Genomic DNA, 14,164 nt, shown 5'->3' with positions numbered 1-14,164 from the left:
GTCACAGGACGTTGTCGTCGACGGTTTTCGGCACGATTTCGGCCTGTGCGAGCGGTGTGATGTTGATCTCGACGCCGTGCTTGTGGTTGGGCTGGTAGCCGGCGGTCGTTATCTCTGAGAGCGCACGGTCGGACCAGTCCGAAGGGATGTCGGCTGCGATCTCGTCGCAGGCATCTGCGATCTCGTTGGCGAGTTCTTGATAGTCATCGAGATCGCTTGCCAACTTGGAGAGGAGGCGCTGGCGTTCGGAGATTCCCTTGTCGCCGATCTGTGTCTGTTCGGGATCCTCGAATTTGTCGAAGTAGTAGGTCATGAAGAGGATGCCGTTGCTCGCGTAGTGGGTGGATCCGACGAGGTCGTCGTAATACTCAAAGAGATCGTAGAGATGAGCTTCGACGGGTTCGGAACCATCCTCGGCGTATGTCTCGAAGGCGGTTTCCAAGGCGTCGAGGGCGTCCAGCCACTCCTCACGGTTTTCCTGAACGGTCTCGTAGAAGGTGGGGCTGAACAGGTCGGCCATGTCGGTGTCATCGAGAGCGGCGAGCGTGTCGAGCGCGTTCAGTCTGGTGGCTGTCCGCTTGCGGAACGCCGCGACCTGCTCGGCTGCCGCCTCGGCGAGCGTCTGGTTTTCCTCGGGCCAGTCTCGGGCGGCGGGCTGTGCGAGTTCTGCGAGCCGGTCTTCGAACACGCCGATCTGTTCGAGACCGCTCTCACATCGCGCGTACTCCTCTGTGGCCGCTGCTCGTTCGGAGGCCGAGAGCGAGTCGTCGCCCCGTCGGCGGTTGGCCGCGCTCCGGCGTTCGCGGAGCAGTGCCTTTCGCGGTTCGAGGTAGCGGTTCTGGAGTCGGTCGAAAACGTTCGCGTCGAGTTGGTGGTAGTCGACGAGGCAAGCAAATCCTTCGCCCTCCGGATCGGAGACAAGGCGCTCAGTCGTGAACCGCCAGAGGATCGGCGTTCGGTCGAACGTCGAAACGTGATAGTCGAAGAGGTCGCTTTCGAGCCACTCTCGGAGGTTCGGGTACGCCTCTTCGTCGGCTGTTTGGCTTCCAAGGAGTTGATCGACCTCTGCGAGGCGTTCGTCCGCGTGTTCGCCGAATATCCGTTCGAATTCGTCTTCGAGGCGGGTAAGTAGGTCGTCCTCGCTGTCGACATCTGAGAGAGGAACGATCCCGTCGTCGTCCTCATGGACGATGCGGAGAGTGAGATGGAGCAGGAGATCCTTCACCATCTCCGAGAATTCGTCCGACGGTTCAGTGATCGACTCGGGATCGTGTTCTTCGCGCTCGCGGGGGTCCTCGTTGGTTCGGAGTGCGATCTCTTGGAGGATGGTCTCGCGCTGCTCGTCGGTGATGTCGAAGGAGTCGAAGATTGCCTCGTCAATAGCGTCCGCACACGACTGGAGATCCGATTCGATGCGTTCGAAGTGTCGTGCTGCTGTCATCCCGAATTCCTCCAGCGACGCCGACCGGTCGACAGTATCCACCGGATCGTTGAGATCAAGATCCTCGCGGAGGCCGCGATGGGGATGGTCATACTGCGGCAGGGAATCGTTGACGCCGAGGACATCAAGGAGTACTGGCCCATTGTAGTGCGGCGACACGAAATCGTACTGGCGCTTCGAGACAAGGTAACCGACCGCCTCCTTCGAGAGCGACTTGAGTTCGTCAATCTCCTCTAACTCCTTCCGCCACGGAATTTTTGAGACTTGGCCGACCTCCCACATCCGCTCAGTAGTCTGAGCGAGCATCAGGTAAGTGAAGAGGCGACTGTTGGTAAAGGATAGAACTGTCCACTGGTCGACATCTGCAAAAATAACCGGTCCCTTGTCACCGAATACAGATTGTGGGTGAAGATATCCGAAGCGACGACCGCTTTCCTTCACCCGATTGAAAGTGTTTCCCTCTCGGTAATAGTATGCTGTGTTACGAGGATATGACCCGGAATACCGTGTCACCTCGGTGCCATTATCTCCCCAAAGGACAGTTTTTCGAATTCTTGGTAGCAACCAAGAATCTTCACCGCCTTTGGCTAGCGGGACCCAATTCGCTCCTTCATCTTCCCAGAAGGCCTGTGTAAACCGTCCATCGTTACCCGTCTGTAGTCCGACTTTGATGTTTCCCACGCTACTCTTATCGAGGCCTGCGTTTGGGGCGTCAAGTACGACATTCGAGTCGTAGAGCTTCCTCAGATCCTGCGAAACCCAATAAGTGAGAGGGGAACCAGGAACGAATTCGAATTCAGACACAGGACGGGTAAAGCGACGACGAACACCATTTTCGGACTCGCTTACAAATGCAGCATGTAAGAAGGACTGTTCTTTCTCACCCTTCTCAACGTCATCTAGTCGAATAAATGTCCCTTTATCATTGCCTTCGCCATCCGAGCGAAGCACCGTCCCTGCCGTTCTAACCGTCGCATTGTCTAGGATGTCGATACCGTACTCAGCAAGAAAGTCGAATGACCCACGGCCACCGATGAAGTCTTCGCGGAAGTTCTGAAAGGATTTGAGGAACATGAACGAACGTGGAACGAGCATCCCAATACGTCCGCTTGTCTGAACAAGACGACCACAGGTCTCAAAAAAGTTGATGTAGTATTCGGTGGTGTAGTCGTAGTGCACCTCAACGTATGATTTGACATCATTCGGCATCCGCCCTTTTGACCCGTACGGCGGATTCATCAGCGCCACGTCGTAGTCCTGCGTCAGCACCACTAGCAGATGCAGAAAGCTCCGGAGGTTCTGCTCGCCAAACGAGTCCGCCGTTTGCTCCTCGACGGCCGCTCTGAGTCGTTTCAGAAACTCGTGCAATGTCTGCGGACCCTCACCGCCCCACTCTAGCACGTCGGACTGACCGCTTTCGAACTCCTCAGCGAGCGTGCCTTGCACGTCGAGTAGGCTCCCGAGCGCCTCGGTCGTCTGGAATTCCTCGATGACCTCTCCGATCGCCTCCCGAACGCCCGTCTCGTCACCAGTGATCTGATCAAGAACATCGACGGCCGTCTCGACCTCTGCCACCCGAGCGTCCGCACAGACGATTCCCAGATTCGGCATTTCGAAACTAGCATTATCCTCGGCTTCCGCCCGCGTGCGAGCCTTCAGATACAGGTTGAACGCCGACAGTTGACAGGAGCGCAGGTCGATGTCCACGCCGTACAGATTGTGCTCCAGCACCTTCGCTGGGATCTCGCCGCGATCCAGATCCGTTTCGGCCCACCAGATCCGCTCCAGAATGTCGAACGCATAGAGGAGAAAGTGACCGCTCCCACACGCCGGGTCGATCACCTGAAGCTCGGAGGGGTGGTCGAACGACGGCGCTTGCTGGTCTTCCTCGTCGGGAATGAGATACGTACAGAGCGACGACACGTCAGGCGCATCCTCGGGCGTAACAAGGCGTTCTTTCCGCTCTTCGGGCGAGAGTTCCTCGGGAGCAGGAACGGATGATTCCTTCCCAGTCGCTTCGAGATAGAGCTTCCCGAGCGAATTATCAGCGAGCATCCGGACGACCCAGTGTGGCGTGTAGAACTGATTCGCCGGACCGACGTCTTCCGGTTCGAGCGTGTTCTTCGCGTCGAGCGCCTCCACGACCGGACGGTTGTAATACTCGTACACCCACCCCAGCACGTCGTCAGCCCGCCAGACCGCATCAGGAATCTCATCGAGCATTCCACAGAGTTCCCCAAAGGTATCGTCGTCGGGATCAACCAAGCTGTACGCCGACGAGCGATCGAAGAGGATCTCGATCTCCGCAGCGAGGGCGTCACACGCACGATGGTACGCCTCAAGGATAGCTTCGTCCTCCAGCAAAAACTCCTCGTGGACGAGCGTCTCGGCGGCGGGTGTTAGCCCGTTCTCTTTGAAAACAGTGACCTCCTCGTCGATGAACCCGCGAACCTCCATACAGCGCAGCGCAGCCAGTCGATTGACGATCGTGTAACCAACGCTCGTGATATACTGCTCCAATCCCTTCTCCCAGTCGTCTCCATCGACAGCCTCCAGTTCGATCGCCTCGACAAGCGACGAGATGTCGTCATTTAGTGCATCCGTATCATCCGGTTTCTCGTCCAATCCGTTCTGTGTGAGTTGGAATCGGACGTTGTCTTCGACCCGCTCTCGCATCCCAGCAACGATCTCTTCGAGCTGTTCGCGTTCGGCCTTATCCAACTGTACCTTCTGTTGAGAGAGAGAATCATTTTCCATGCGACAATGACCTGTATGGTAATTTCAACCGACAGCAGCGTCTTTAATGTTGTTAATGCCTCCTAGTCCGATCTTCCAAGTTTCTTTCAATATTTAAATAGTAGGAACAAATTCTCATCTACAACTCGCTGAAGCAACTGTCACTGAATACCAACACACAGAAACACACTCGTGGACAAAAGATTCTGCTGCCCCCGATCAGAAAGCTGGTTGAGGGCACCCCGGATCTCCTCTACCGCCATTTCCTGAAGTCCAGAGGAACGGTACGCCGTATCTCCAATGAAGACCACTGGCCCCTCGATGTCTGCGACTTCGTATTCACCGACGGGACTCAGTGAAATCGACTCAGAATCGATGGTGAACGAGCTATCGAGATCAGTATCGTTTACGCGTTAAAAGCTGCTCTATTCGATTTGGGCCTCGTATTTGTCCCACAGCGTATCGATGTCTGTGCCGGTCTCTTCGGCGATATAGCGCAGTAGTTGCGCTCTGTTCTCGAACCGCCGGAGCCGGCCCTTTGCGCTCATACCCTAGTGTGATGTGTGATCACTCCTACAGCAATAACTCACGGGAGTACATCTCTAGAATTGTGTGATCGACCGGCTACCGGGTCATTGTTCAGCTTTGTCGATGAGCACAATCTCGTCATCACCAAGACCATCCAACTGCTCTTGGATTGTCCGCATCCGGTCCAAGATCGTTTTCGCTTCCGAGAGGAGTTCTTCCGACCGTTCTTCTGTCGGACGCTCGTCGGCGTTCACAGCCGCGGTCACGTCATCGGTGATCGTCGCGTTCGGCAGTTCCTGACGGAGGGCCTCGGCGACACGCTGCAGTTCCGCCCAGACATCGTCATCGGCTCCCGGTGGCTTCGGATCGTCCGCTTCATCGATGAGCTGCTGTACCCGCTGGAGTGACGGTGGTCGGGATGAACCGAGCACGGTCTCCACCGCCTCGGTCGTGGGTGAGTCCGGATGTTCTGCACGAAGGGTTTCCCCGGCTGATTCCAACTGTGTCCACGGACTTGGATCGCCATCGAGAATTTCACGGACCTTGTCGTACGTCTTCGCCTGCTGGCGCACACTGGAGGTAACGAGCGTCTCCTCCTCGATTTGGTCACCAGCCCACGCTGTTTCGAACACCGTTTCAAGGCTGTCGAACGAAACGCCACTGAACGTGTCTGTAGCGTCATCAAGCAGCGTTCGAACCGACAATTCGTTCTCTCGCACCCACGTCGTGAGATCCGCACAGATTTCTATCGGATCTGCGCCGTCGATCGTCCCGCCTGTGATTTGCCGGTACTGATCGGACAGGACATCGACACGGTGGCCGGTCGCATCAACAATCCGAGTTGTTAGCGTTTCCTTCGTGGGCACGGAGCCGCTTTCAGCCGTGGTCTGCATTCCCGACGTGATCGTCGCACTGGGATACAACGACTCTACCACCGCTAGGGTCTCTGAAAACTGCGCCCAAAGAGATGTCTCACCATCCTCGACGGCGAAGAGTTCACGCGCGTCTGCGAACGTTTCGGCATCCGATTTGACGCCATCTTCGACGAGATCCGATGTAGTGATCGCTCCGCCACTGTACGCGGGTGTTAGTGCGGCTTCCAGCGCGTCCAGAGAGACATCGAACTCCCGGGAGACGCCCTTGAACGTTCGCTTGATGAGGACGCTCTGTTCGTCAACCCGAGTCGCAAGTTCGGCAACCCATTCGTCGGGGTCGTCGCCGTCCGGATCATCGCCAAGGACAGTCGACACGACCGTCCGGATTTCCTTCGGATTGATCGTATCGACGCCGAACCGCACCTGCAACGAGGTGAGACCGCTCTTCGTACGCACCTGGCGTCCAATCGCTGCTGGATCGGTGACGTAGTCGGTGTCTTGTTTGAGAGCAACCTTCTCGTTGGATGTTGCAAGCGTGATGAGCAATGCCGCGATCGACTCTTGGGGCGTCCCCCGATAGTCACCGTTTGCGGTCCGCGTTTGCTGGAGTAGCGTTTCGACATCGACCGCACTCTGTGGCTCGTATTCGTCGATGAATACCCGACACCAGCCATCGTTCCCGATCCGGTGATCCGACGTGTCTATCCCCAACATGACCGCATCGCTATCGGCCAGCGGCCACTCGCCACTGCCTCGGAAGAACTTCGCTATCTCCTTCGCGTCGTCGACCTCGATGAGAGGGCGCGACAGTACCTTCCGGGTCGACCCAAAGACGGACTGAATCTGGTCTTGGACAACCGTTTCGAGAACAGTTGGGCGTTCACCGCGATACTCGTGAACAGTGTGGACGGACGCAGTTTCAAGGAGATCACTTACAGACGATTTCAACCGACGTTTCTCCGTTCGATGTTCCCGTTCGAGTTCCTCGTGTGTCTCTCCATCGAGGACATTATCCATCCCGAGGACGTTCCGAATCCTCTCAAGCGTCGTCTCAGGCACCGTAATCGCGATGAGAATGTGCTCTCCACCTGCTCGGCCGTCGTTTGCGTCCTTCCACGTGTTGACCTGCTCAGTAACTGTCTCTGGATCGTCGGCTACCACACGGATTCGGACGGCATCGAATTCCGTCGTTGGCGCTCGACCGACAGGATCGAGGATGGAATACTCGTATCGAAGTGGAACGAGTCGTTCGTCGCCGACAGCTGCTTCGTGCAGGCTACTATCGCTACGGAGGAAGGCGTCGTTTTCCCGGAGTCGAGCCTCCAGCCACGCAGAGAGCTGATGGGGCGAAATCCGCTCAGCTTCGGTCTGTGCTCGGCTGAGAATACTCTCCTGTTCCTCCGAGACCAGTGTGTACACGTCGTCCCCTTCGTCGTTGGTCTCGGAGAGCACCTTTCGCTTGTCTACGAGCGTGTTCAGCGCCGATTCGGTCTCTTCGATTGTCTCATCGACAGACGAGTGGGTATCATCGAGCATCAGTCGACCCAGATTCTCTGGCGTTGTTGGAACTGCCGGCGTCTGATTGATGAGGTACAACGCTTTCGATACCCGGACCTCCCAGACGCTCTCATCGCCGTCAAAGGTCGGAATCAGCGTGTTGTCGAGCATCTCCTGCACCCACAGCGGGACGTACGTTGTTTCCTCGACCAGCAAGTCGAACAGCTCATCCCAGGTAACGAGTGCCCCCTCGTCGGCCGTCGCCCAACCGAACTTCGTGAAGAGCGACCGAACCAACACGAGCAGCGCTCGTCCTTGGATGTAGTCCCGGTCGGTCTCTCTCCCCTGTGTGATCAACTCCTGCATTACCGTTCGAAGCAAGGTCAAATCGTACTCACGGAATGGATACGACTCGACCGGGTCAGGGTTGGCACTCCTGACTGGCGAGTACGTCTCTAAAGAGAGATCGGACATCGATGAGACGATCGAGGTGATCCGATCGTTGCCCGCGCTGTCCTTCTGCAACCACCGTTTCCGAACGATAATTTCCGTGTCAGCGCCTTTGAGTGGGACCTGCTGGTACGTCCAGTGATTTTCTCTCGGCTCACCGATGAGACTCTCTCGCGTAACCGGGAGTGAATACTGCCCAGTCGTGACGACGACTGGATTCGGGCCATGCTGGAGCGCTTCCATCGTCTCCTCGAACTCCCGGTAGCGGTGACGGCTATCGCCGACGAAGAGCGCGACCTCGTCGAGTCCGAGCAGCAACTCGGTCTGTGATCCACTTTCGCTTACTGCGTCGGTGACAGTTTCCACCCGCTTGACCAACTCTTTCGGGTCGAACGACTCTGGGTTCACCTCCTCCTCTGCTCGCTCAATGGATGCTTTGACGCCGGATTTGCTCTCGAGATTGGTCCCACTTGTCTCTGGCAATGACGGTAGCGTCTCGTAGAGCCAGCGTCGCAACGATGCGCGTTCTTCGCGGACATCTTCGAAGGTCTGGCCGTTCTGCTCGGTCGTAGTGAGTGCGTGCCAGACACCGTCGTATTCCATATCAACAGTCCAGGCCCACTCAAGCAGCCAGTTCGGATCAGTCGGATACCCGAGTTCGCGTCCGATTGCCTCGAAGATGAGAAACGGGAGTGGTGCCTCTTTCGAGGCATCGCGATCCAAGAGATTCAAAAACACGGGTTTGAGCCGGTCGACGTGCGAGGCGTCAATCGACTGTGCTAAGTTGTCGAAGCCAGGCCACCGTTCTGCCAGCTTTTCACCCAGAGGAGCGAACTCGGATTCGCGGTCAGCAACGAGACCGATCAGTTTCAACAGGTGTGTCTTCCCAGACCCGAACGTCGCGTTGAGGTAGAGAAAGCGAGCCGCCTGTCCAGGATGTGTTTGGATGACGCCTCCGAGTTCGGTAAGAGCGCGCTTTGCGCTTTCAGTTTCGTGGAACTCTGCGACGTCGGTTTCTGCTCGCTCTCTGGCGTTTACTTTCTTGACTTCTTCGAGTTCTCGTGTCGGATCCCTCCGGAATAGCCTCTTGATACTCATTGTTGGAGATGCACCTCTCGAATCTGCACATCAATCTGATGGGCTGGATAGTAGTGCCTCGACTCCCCGCCGAAGAAACTCAGCTTCCCACCGACGATGTCTCCGGGGAACGGAATGCCAATGGTGGATCTGACGTTGCGACGATCGAGTTCGTCGAGGAGTTCGGATGCACGGGTGAACGGATAGAGGCTCCCAAGATTGAGGAGTAGTACGATGTGTTGTTGGGTTTGCAGTCGATCGTCGTCGATCTCGCTCACGATTATCTCTTCGACGAGTTCCTCGGCTAGGCGATCTTGCATCGTCTCTTCGATGCGCTCGGCGGTCGTTTTACCTCCCAATGCTACCGAGAGATTGTGCACTTTCGTCTCTGGGAGGAGTTCGTCAAGCCAGATCAGCTGCACGGAGGCTCCGTTTTCGATGGCTGGTGCTTCGTCAGCGTTTGTCGTCCACGCACTGAGCCGATCTGTAACCCGATGCTCGATCGATGGGTCGACTGCTGCAATGACAAACGGATTCCGGATTCCGGCCTGTCCATCGGCGAACGTACACAGTTTTTCTTTGAATGCGAGATACGGTGAGTTTGTCATCGAATGATCACTCCCGAATCAACCCGCTCGATATCCAACTCCCGGTTCTCGATGAGCCGTCCGAGGCGCTGGCTGATGGCATGCCGATCATCTGGGAGGGCGCCGATCTGGTCTACATCCTCGGGGGCTTGATTGCCGACGATTGTCGACAGACGTTCGAGTCTGGACTCTAGTACATCGATATCGTCGTCAGTAGCGTCTGTACGAGGTTGCACGCCGGCGATGTCATCTGCCGCTGAAATGAGCGTATCTTCGTCATCGGCGTCGAGTGCTAAGACTGTCTCCGCGATAGTTTCGTACCAGCGCCGACGTTCGCGGAGCGGCGTGATGTACGTCCGCTCAAACGCTGGTTGCACACTCATCGGAAGCTCCGTTGCAGGAACGATCCACGGATGTTCTTCGAGGCGAGCGACGAACGAAGAGAGACCCTGTTTGTTGACGTACTCGTTCCACGAACGCTGGAGTTCGTCGCTAAGCCCCGTGGTCGTTTCCCCGACCAACACGTTCCATCCATCAGTCGTCCACCAATTCCCGCCGAACGTCGTGAGTGTCTCACGTTGCTCCATCACTACCGATTGGGTTTCCTCATCGATCCATTCGAACTCACACTCACCGACGGTGAGCTCCACATCGAAGCGGTAGAGGGACACGAGCCGGCGATTCCAGACATCTGCGACTTCGTCGAGCCATTCCTGTCCTTCGTTGGTCTGTTCAATCGCGTCTCCGAGCCCGTCACCTTGTGACCTGACGACAGCGAGCCGGGTGGAGGTGGCGTCAATCTGGTCGGATAATTCGTCGGTGAGAGAATCGAGCAGGGTTTCGATAGCATCTGAACGGATGTCAGTGTCTGCAACCAGTTGGATGTCCTCTCGGAGTCCAGTGAGCGCTGAATGGAGCTGTTGATTCGCTTCCTGAAGGTTGATCAGCCCGTCGGCAACTGTCTCCGTGGTTTCTTTGAACCCGCCTTTTTCGAGGAGCTTTCCGATCGGTTTGCGTGGAAGAAGTTTCAGTCTCGTTGTCGGAAGTTGGTTCTGATTGAGCACGACCGCGTTTTCGAGCGTATTCCCTTTTTCGTCGACAGGAACGAGCCGTCCCTTGCGACAGAAACCCCAGATGATGGCGCACAATGCGGGGCGGGCGTCATCGTAGAACGGCTTCTTTCTAGTGATCCCATCGAGAACCGTATTCATGTTGAGACCGTCTTCTTTGTCCTTCAGCTGCCGTCCAGTAAGCGCCATCACGTTGCTTTGTATCGTTTTCTTCCCTTGGCTCGCGGCTGGCTCCGAAGACGGCACTTGGATCGTGTGTGCCCATGCTGGCAGTGGATCTTCAGTGGAAAGCTCCGCGAGTTCCTGCAGACGATCCTCGGTCACTTGAAGCATCATCGGATGGAAATCATCTGGGTACCCGACATCGACCGCAGTCTCCACTGCCGTTGATAGACCCCTGATACCCGTTCGATCTTTCACGGTGTAGGAACCACTCTGCATCACGCTAACGAGCTTGCTTCTGACAGCACTGGCTCGTCGTTCGAGATCACGTTTGACAGCTGGTGGTGCAGTGTGTGTCGAAATTGCATCTCGAAGTGCCCACCACTCGATGATGTGTTTCCGAAGATCGTCGAGCCCATCCGTATCGATCTCCCAGTAGAGAGTCTCTTCATCCCCGTTTTGTGGCGAGTAATCGGGATGAACACCCTGAACTGCGGTGAGGACCTCTAAGCTTCCGTCGGCTTCCGTGGTCGTCTCAAAGTCTACCCCGTCGAGACTGAACTCGTATGCAACGGGATATTCATCGCCAGACGCTCCATACGGGACGGACTCCGGGAGGGAAAGGTCTTGAATGATTCGCCCCCAGAGATACTCATCCAATGTATGGAGAATGGCTTCCCAGTCCGGGTTCTCCTCGTTCGCTTCCGTGTCATCGTAAATGAGTCGTTCTTCCTGCGTAGCGAACCGATATCTGGCGCCAGATTCGTCCTCAGTTGGGCGAATGAATTTCTGAAGCCGGTTGAGCGATTCTTCGACTCGATTTTGCGTACTGATCCACGACTGCCCGTTGAGGTCAGCCATTACGGAGACGGCGATGTTCCCCTCATTCAGTGGGACGATGTCGTAGACATGCTGCAGCAACAACACCGCCTTCGCCACATCAAGGTCGAACTCTTCGAGGGTACCGTCTTCGACCTCGTCAACGATTCCACGGATCGCATCCGCTCCCTCGATAACGCGCACATCCTGTGTGAGTATTTCACGAAGCTCTGGTTTGATCAGCTCATAGAAATCGACCACGGTGATGATGTGGTCTGATTTTCCATCCTCAACCCAGCCCTGAAGGAGATTGTGCATGAGCGCGAGAATCGCGCGAGCGGTTCCTGAGAAGATCGATTTTGCGGGATCTGGGGCTTCCTGCCTGAGATTGAACAATATTTCGAGGAACAAGGGGGCGTGATACGGAAGGAAGGGGTAGAACTCGACGAGTTCGTCGTCGTCAATGCTATCGAGCGGCGGTTTCGTGTTCTGCTTGATTTCGTTGTAAACCAGCGATTCAGTTGGTTTCACCGAGGCCGTGTCGAGTATCTCACTAACTCGGGCCTCACCGTGGGCGGACTTCTCGAACAGACGCCGCTTTGCGATGTCGCCAACGTGCTTACTGGGTAGCTGGTAACGGTGCGGAAAGCGGTCTTTGACGATATTAAAATCAGCACCGTGGGCGGCGAACTTCGGCTGGACGTCTTCGATCTTGGCTTGAGCAGTCGCGACGAGTTGGATGTCGCCACCGCCGATGTCGTCGATATTTTCTGCGAGCGTCTGGAGTTCGGTCAAGCGTTCGAAGTCAGTCCCGATAAAGAGACTCACTTCGTCGAGAAGCAACACCAGCTTCACCGGTTTCTCTAACTCCTCCTCCCGCTCCACTCGCAGTTGATTCAGTCGTGTCACCACCTCCTCTGGATCAATATCCGAGGGTTGGAGGTCCGTATACCCATCCCGGGTTCCGTTGGCTTTTTCGAAGAGTGTCGGGAGAATTACCTCCGCCAGTGCGTTGTATTTTTGGATGTCTGTCCACAGATTCTCTGAATTCCAGTTGTACCCCCCAGATCCGGTGGCGACAGTCGCGAGTGCATCTTGTGCACGAGTCTGGCGCTCGGACCACGCGTCGGTCGTCCGGAACCATTTCTCGAAGTACGCAACATCGAGTTGCGAAGAGAGTCCCCTTGAAATGTCGTCTTCAACCCCAGTCAGATTTGGATCCTGATGAGCATGTCTGAGAACGATTTCGCTGAAACTTCTCTGCTTTTGCCCTTGATATTTGAGGAGATTGACCGAGATGGGAATTATGTTGTACTCGTTGTGGATCGTGCGCCAGTGGTCGCACAACTGAGTTACACTGTCGTCTTCTGTTACCTGCGTAAGGTCGTCCCAGACGTCCTCGTATCGCCCATTGAGCCAGTCGGAGTCAAGCAGCCCGTCGAGGACAGTCAGAAGGTGGCTCTTCCCGCTGCCGTAATAGCCATAGAGCCAATAGTTCGACCCTGTTCGCATATTGTCCTCCTTTCCGAGCATCCGGTCGACGAAGTCTCGAATAAAGCGCTGGGAGTCCGCCGTCATGTGGTATGACTGGATAGCGCGTTCACGATGATCACGTTCATCCCTGTCGATACGAACTGATTCCTCGAAATCTTCTGGAAGGTCCTCAAACCAACTCGCGTCGACCATCAATTGTCACCTCCACTGTTGATCCACGAATACGTTTTTTCGGTGGGACGGAGATTCAGGTTACCGTGGAGTTCGCGATACTCCCAGGCAGGGGTGGTGGCAGCGCGGTCAAACAGCTCTTCCCAGCGTTTCTCCGGTTGGAAGAGGTACAGCAATCCTCGTGGGGCCGTGATCCATTCATCATCACTAATTTCGTAGGAATAGTCCATCGCTACGAGAAGTGGCACAGTGCTGATCGATGGGATGGAACGCATCACTGTTTGTTGCTCTTTGAGCACATCGATCTTACGCATCACTGATCGGATTCCTTCACACCACCGTTCTGTCGTCGATTCTGCATAATCGAAGCTGCTCCCATCCGAATACGTGAGTCCGTTGAGGATGTTCTGGAGGGTTTCGTTAGAGAAGTTCAGTGGTTTCGACTCCTCGCGAGCGAGACGAGCACTGTATTCGTGAACGACGTACCGAACCAAGGCATCGTCGGAAACAAAATATAGGTAGAGGATCTGTGCCTTATCTCGTGTCGTCTCACAGTGCTCGAACACGTTGGGGAGACGACTTGGATTCGGAAGTGCTGTCGGTGCGTTCTTGAATCGAGATGTCAGGATACGAAATATTTTCTGCGAACTCTCCCGCGTGCTCCGATTCGAAAGACGCTCGTCGAACCAGATATGCTTCACGTCGTTCCAGTTTCCCAGATCTGCATAGAGTCGAGCCAGTTCCTCAGCCCGGTCAACGAGAAGGCCGCACATCGTTAGATCCATATTGACTTCATCTGGCGAGAATTGGCCAGACAACGATGGAAGAGGAACGTCACCTCCGTCGGATATGAGGGTCATACGATGATAGAATAAACCGACCCACTTCATATTTCGTCTATACTGATTGCACTCTCATTGGTGGTCTCGGGGTCGGGTTCGAAGGAACAGCAACGAAATGTCAACGCGTAGTACCGCAACTACGAGCGATTCGAAGTTCACTGTTCGTGGAACGATGTCGAAGCAGCCTACGTCAAGGGGAATATCGATCCCTTCGAATATCTCTAGAACGAGGACCATGAAGATGTCGTCCTTACCGACATCGATGGGACCATTGAGGAAGACATCCTTGACTGACAACCCAAGTCGGACGAGAAACTCGAGAAGCACGTCGAACAGCTACAGAAGACGAAAAAGCTGCAGGCTTCTGAGGCGGTAGTGGCACACGACGTATCCGATCGACAGCGTCTCCCTGACG

7 protein-coding genes are annotated in these 14,164 nt (G+C 55.6%); all 7 read right to left on the bottom strand.

The genetic code is table 11. The features are described 5' to 3' along the window. Position 1: 1 nt before the first annotated feature. Complete coding sequence (gene pglX / locus EIK79_RS15560) at positions 2–4,198, bottom strand: BREX-5 system adenine-specific DNA-methyltransferase PglX (RefSeq protein ID WP_124956326.1); 4,197 nt, start codon at positions 4,196–4,198, stop codon at positions 2–4. 404 nt (positions 4,199–4,602) lie between these two features. Then, entirely contained in the window at positions 4,603–4,725 is a 123-nt protein-coding gene (locus EIK79_RS19085) for a hypothetical protein (protein ID WP_267900550.1), read from the bottom strand. Between the two features lie 84 nt (positions 4,726–4,809). Continuing rightward, positions 4,810–8,625 carry a hypothetical protein gene (locus EIK79_RS15555; protein WP_124956324.1) on the bottom strand — a complete coding sequence of 1,272 codons (3,816 nt, stop codon included), beginning with the start codon at positions 8,623–8,625 and terminating at the stop codon, positions 4,810–4,812. Then, the gene (locus EIK79_RS15550) at positions 8,622–9,212 is read right to left on the bottom strand and encodes a BREX protein BrxB domain-containing protein (protein ID WP_124956322.1); all 591 of its coding nucleotides are present in this window, start codon (positions 9,210–9,212) and stop codon (positions 8,622–8,624) included. Before EIK79_RS15550 ends, EIK79_RS15555 begins: the two co-directional genes overlap by 4 nt. Beyond that, complete coding sequence (locus EIK79_RS15545; RefSeq protein WP_124956320.1) at positions 9,209–12,928, bottom strand: hypothetical protein; 3,720 nt, start codon at positions 12,926–12,928, stop codon at positions 9,209–9,211. The genes EIK79_RS15550 and EIK79_RS15545 overlap by 4 nt, the downstream gene beginning before the upstream one ends. Continuing rightward, positions 12,928–13,692, bottom strand: coding sequence for a BrxA family protein (locus EIK79_RS15540; protein ID WP_233738213.1), 765 nt, complete (start codon positions 13,690–13,692; stop codon positions 12,928–12,930). Before EIK79_RS15540 ends, EIK79_RS15545 begins: the two co-directional genes overlap by 1 nt. Before the next feature lie 129 nt (positions 13,693–13,821). Further along, positions 13,822–14,076: a hypothetical protein gene (locus EIK79_RS15535; RefSeq protein ID WP_124956316.1), complete on the bottom strand. Its 255-nt coding sequence runs from the start codon at positions 14,074–14,076 to the stop codon at positions 13,822–13,824. Positions 14,077–14,164 lie beyond the last annotated feature (88 nt).

Origin of the sequence: Halocatena pleomorpha (assembly GCF_003862495.1) — an archaeon.
Classification (GTDB): Archaea; Halobacteriota; Halobacteria; order Halobacteriales; family Haloarculaceae; genus Halocatena; species Halocatena pleomorpha.
This window is presented reverse-complemented; position numbering and strand designations above follow the sequence as displayed.

Bases quoted from the DNA above. Each gene is read 5' to 3' on its own strand.
- EIK79_RS15555 (WP_124956324.1), bottom strand. From the start codon at position 8,625: ATGAGTATCAAGAGGCTATTCCGGAGGGATCCGACACGAGAACTCGAA.
- pglX (WP_124956326.1), bottom strand. From the start codon at position 4,198: ATGGAAAATGATTCTCTCTCTCAACAGAAGGTACAGTTGGATAAGGCC.
- EIK79_RS15540 (WP_233738213.1), bottom strand. From the start codon at position 13,692: ATGGATCTAACGATGTGCGGCCTTCTCGTTGACCGGGCTGAGGAACTG.
- EIK79_RS19085 (WP_267900550.1), bottom strand. From the start codon at position 4,725: ATGAGCGCAAAGGGCCGGCTCCGGCGGTTCGAGAACAGAGCGCAACTA.
- EIK79_RS15545 (WP_124956320.1), bottom strand. From the start codon at position 12,928: ATGGTCGACGCGAGTTGGTTTGAGGACCTTCCAGAAGATTTCGAGGAA.
- EIK79_RS15550 (WP_124956322.1), bottom strand. From the start codon at position 9,212: ATGACAAACTCACCGTATCTCGCATTCAAAGAAAAACTGTGTACGTTC.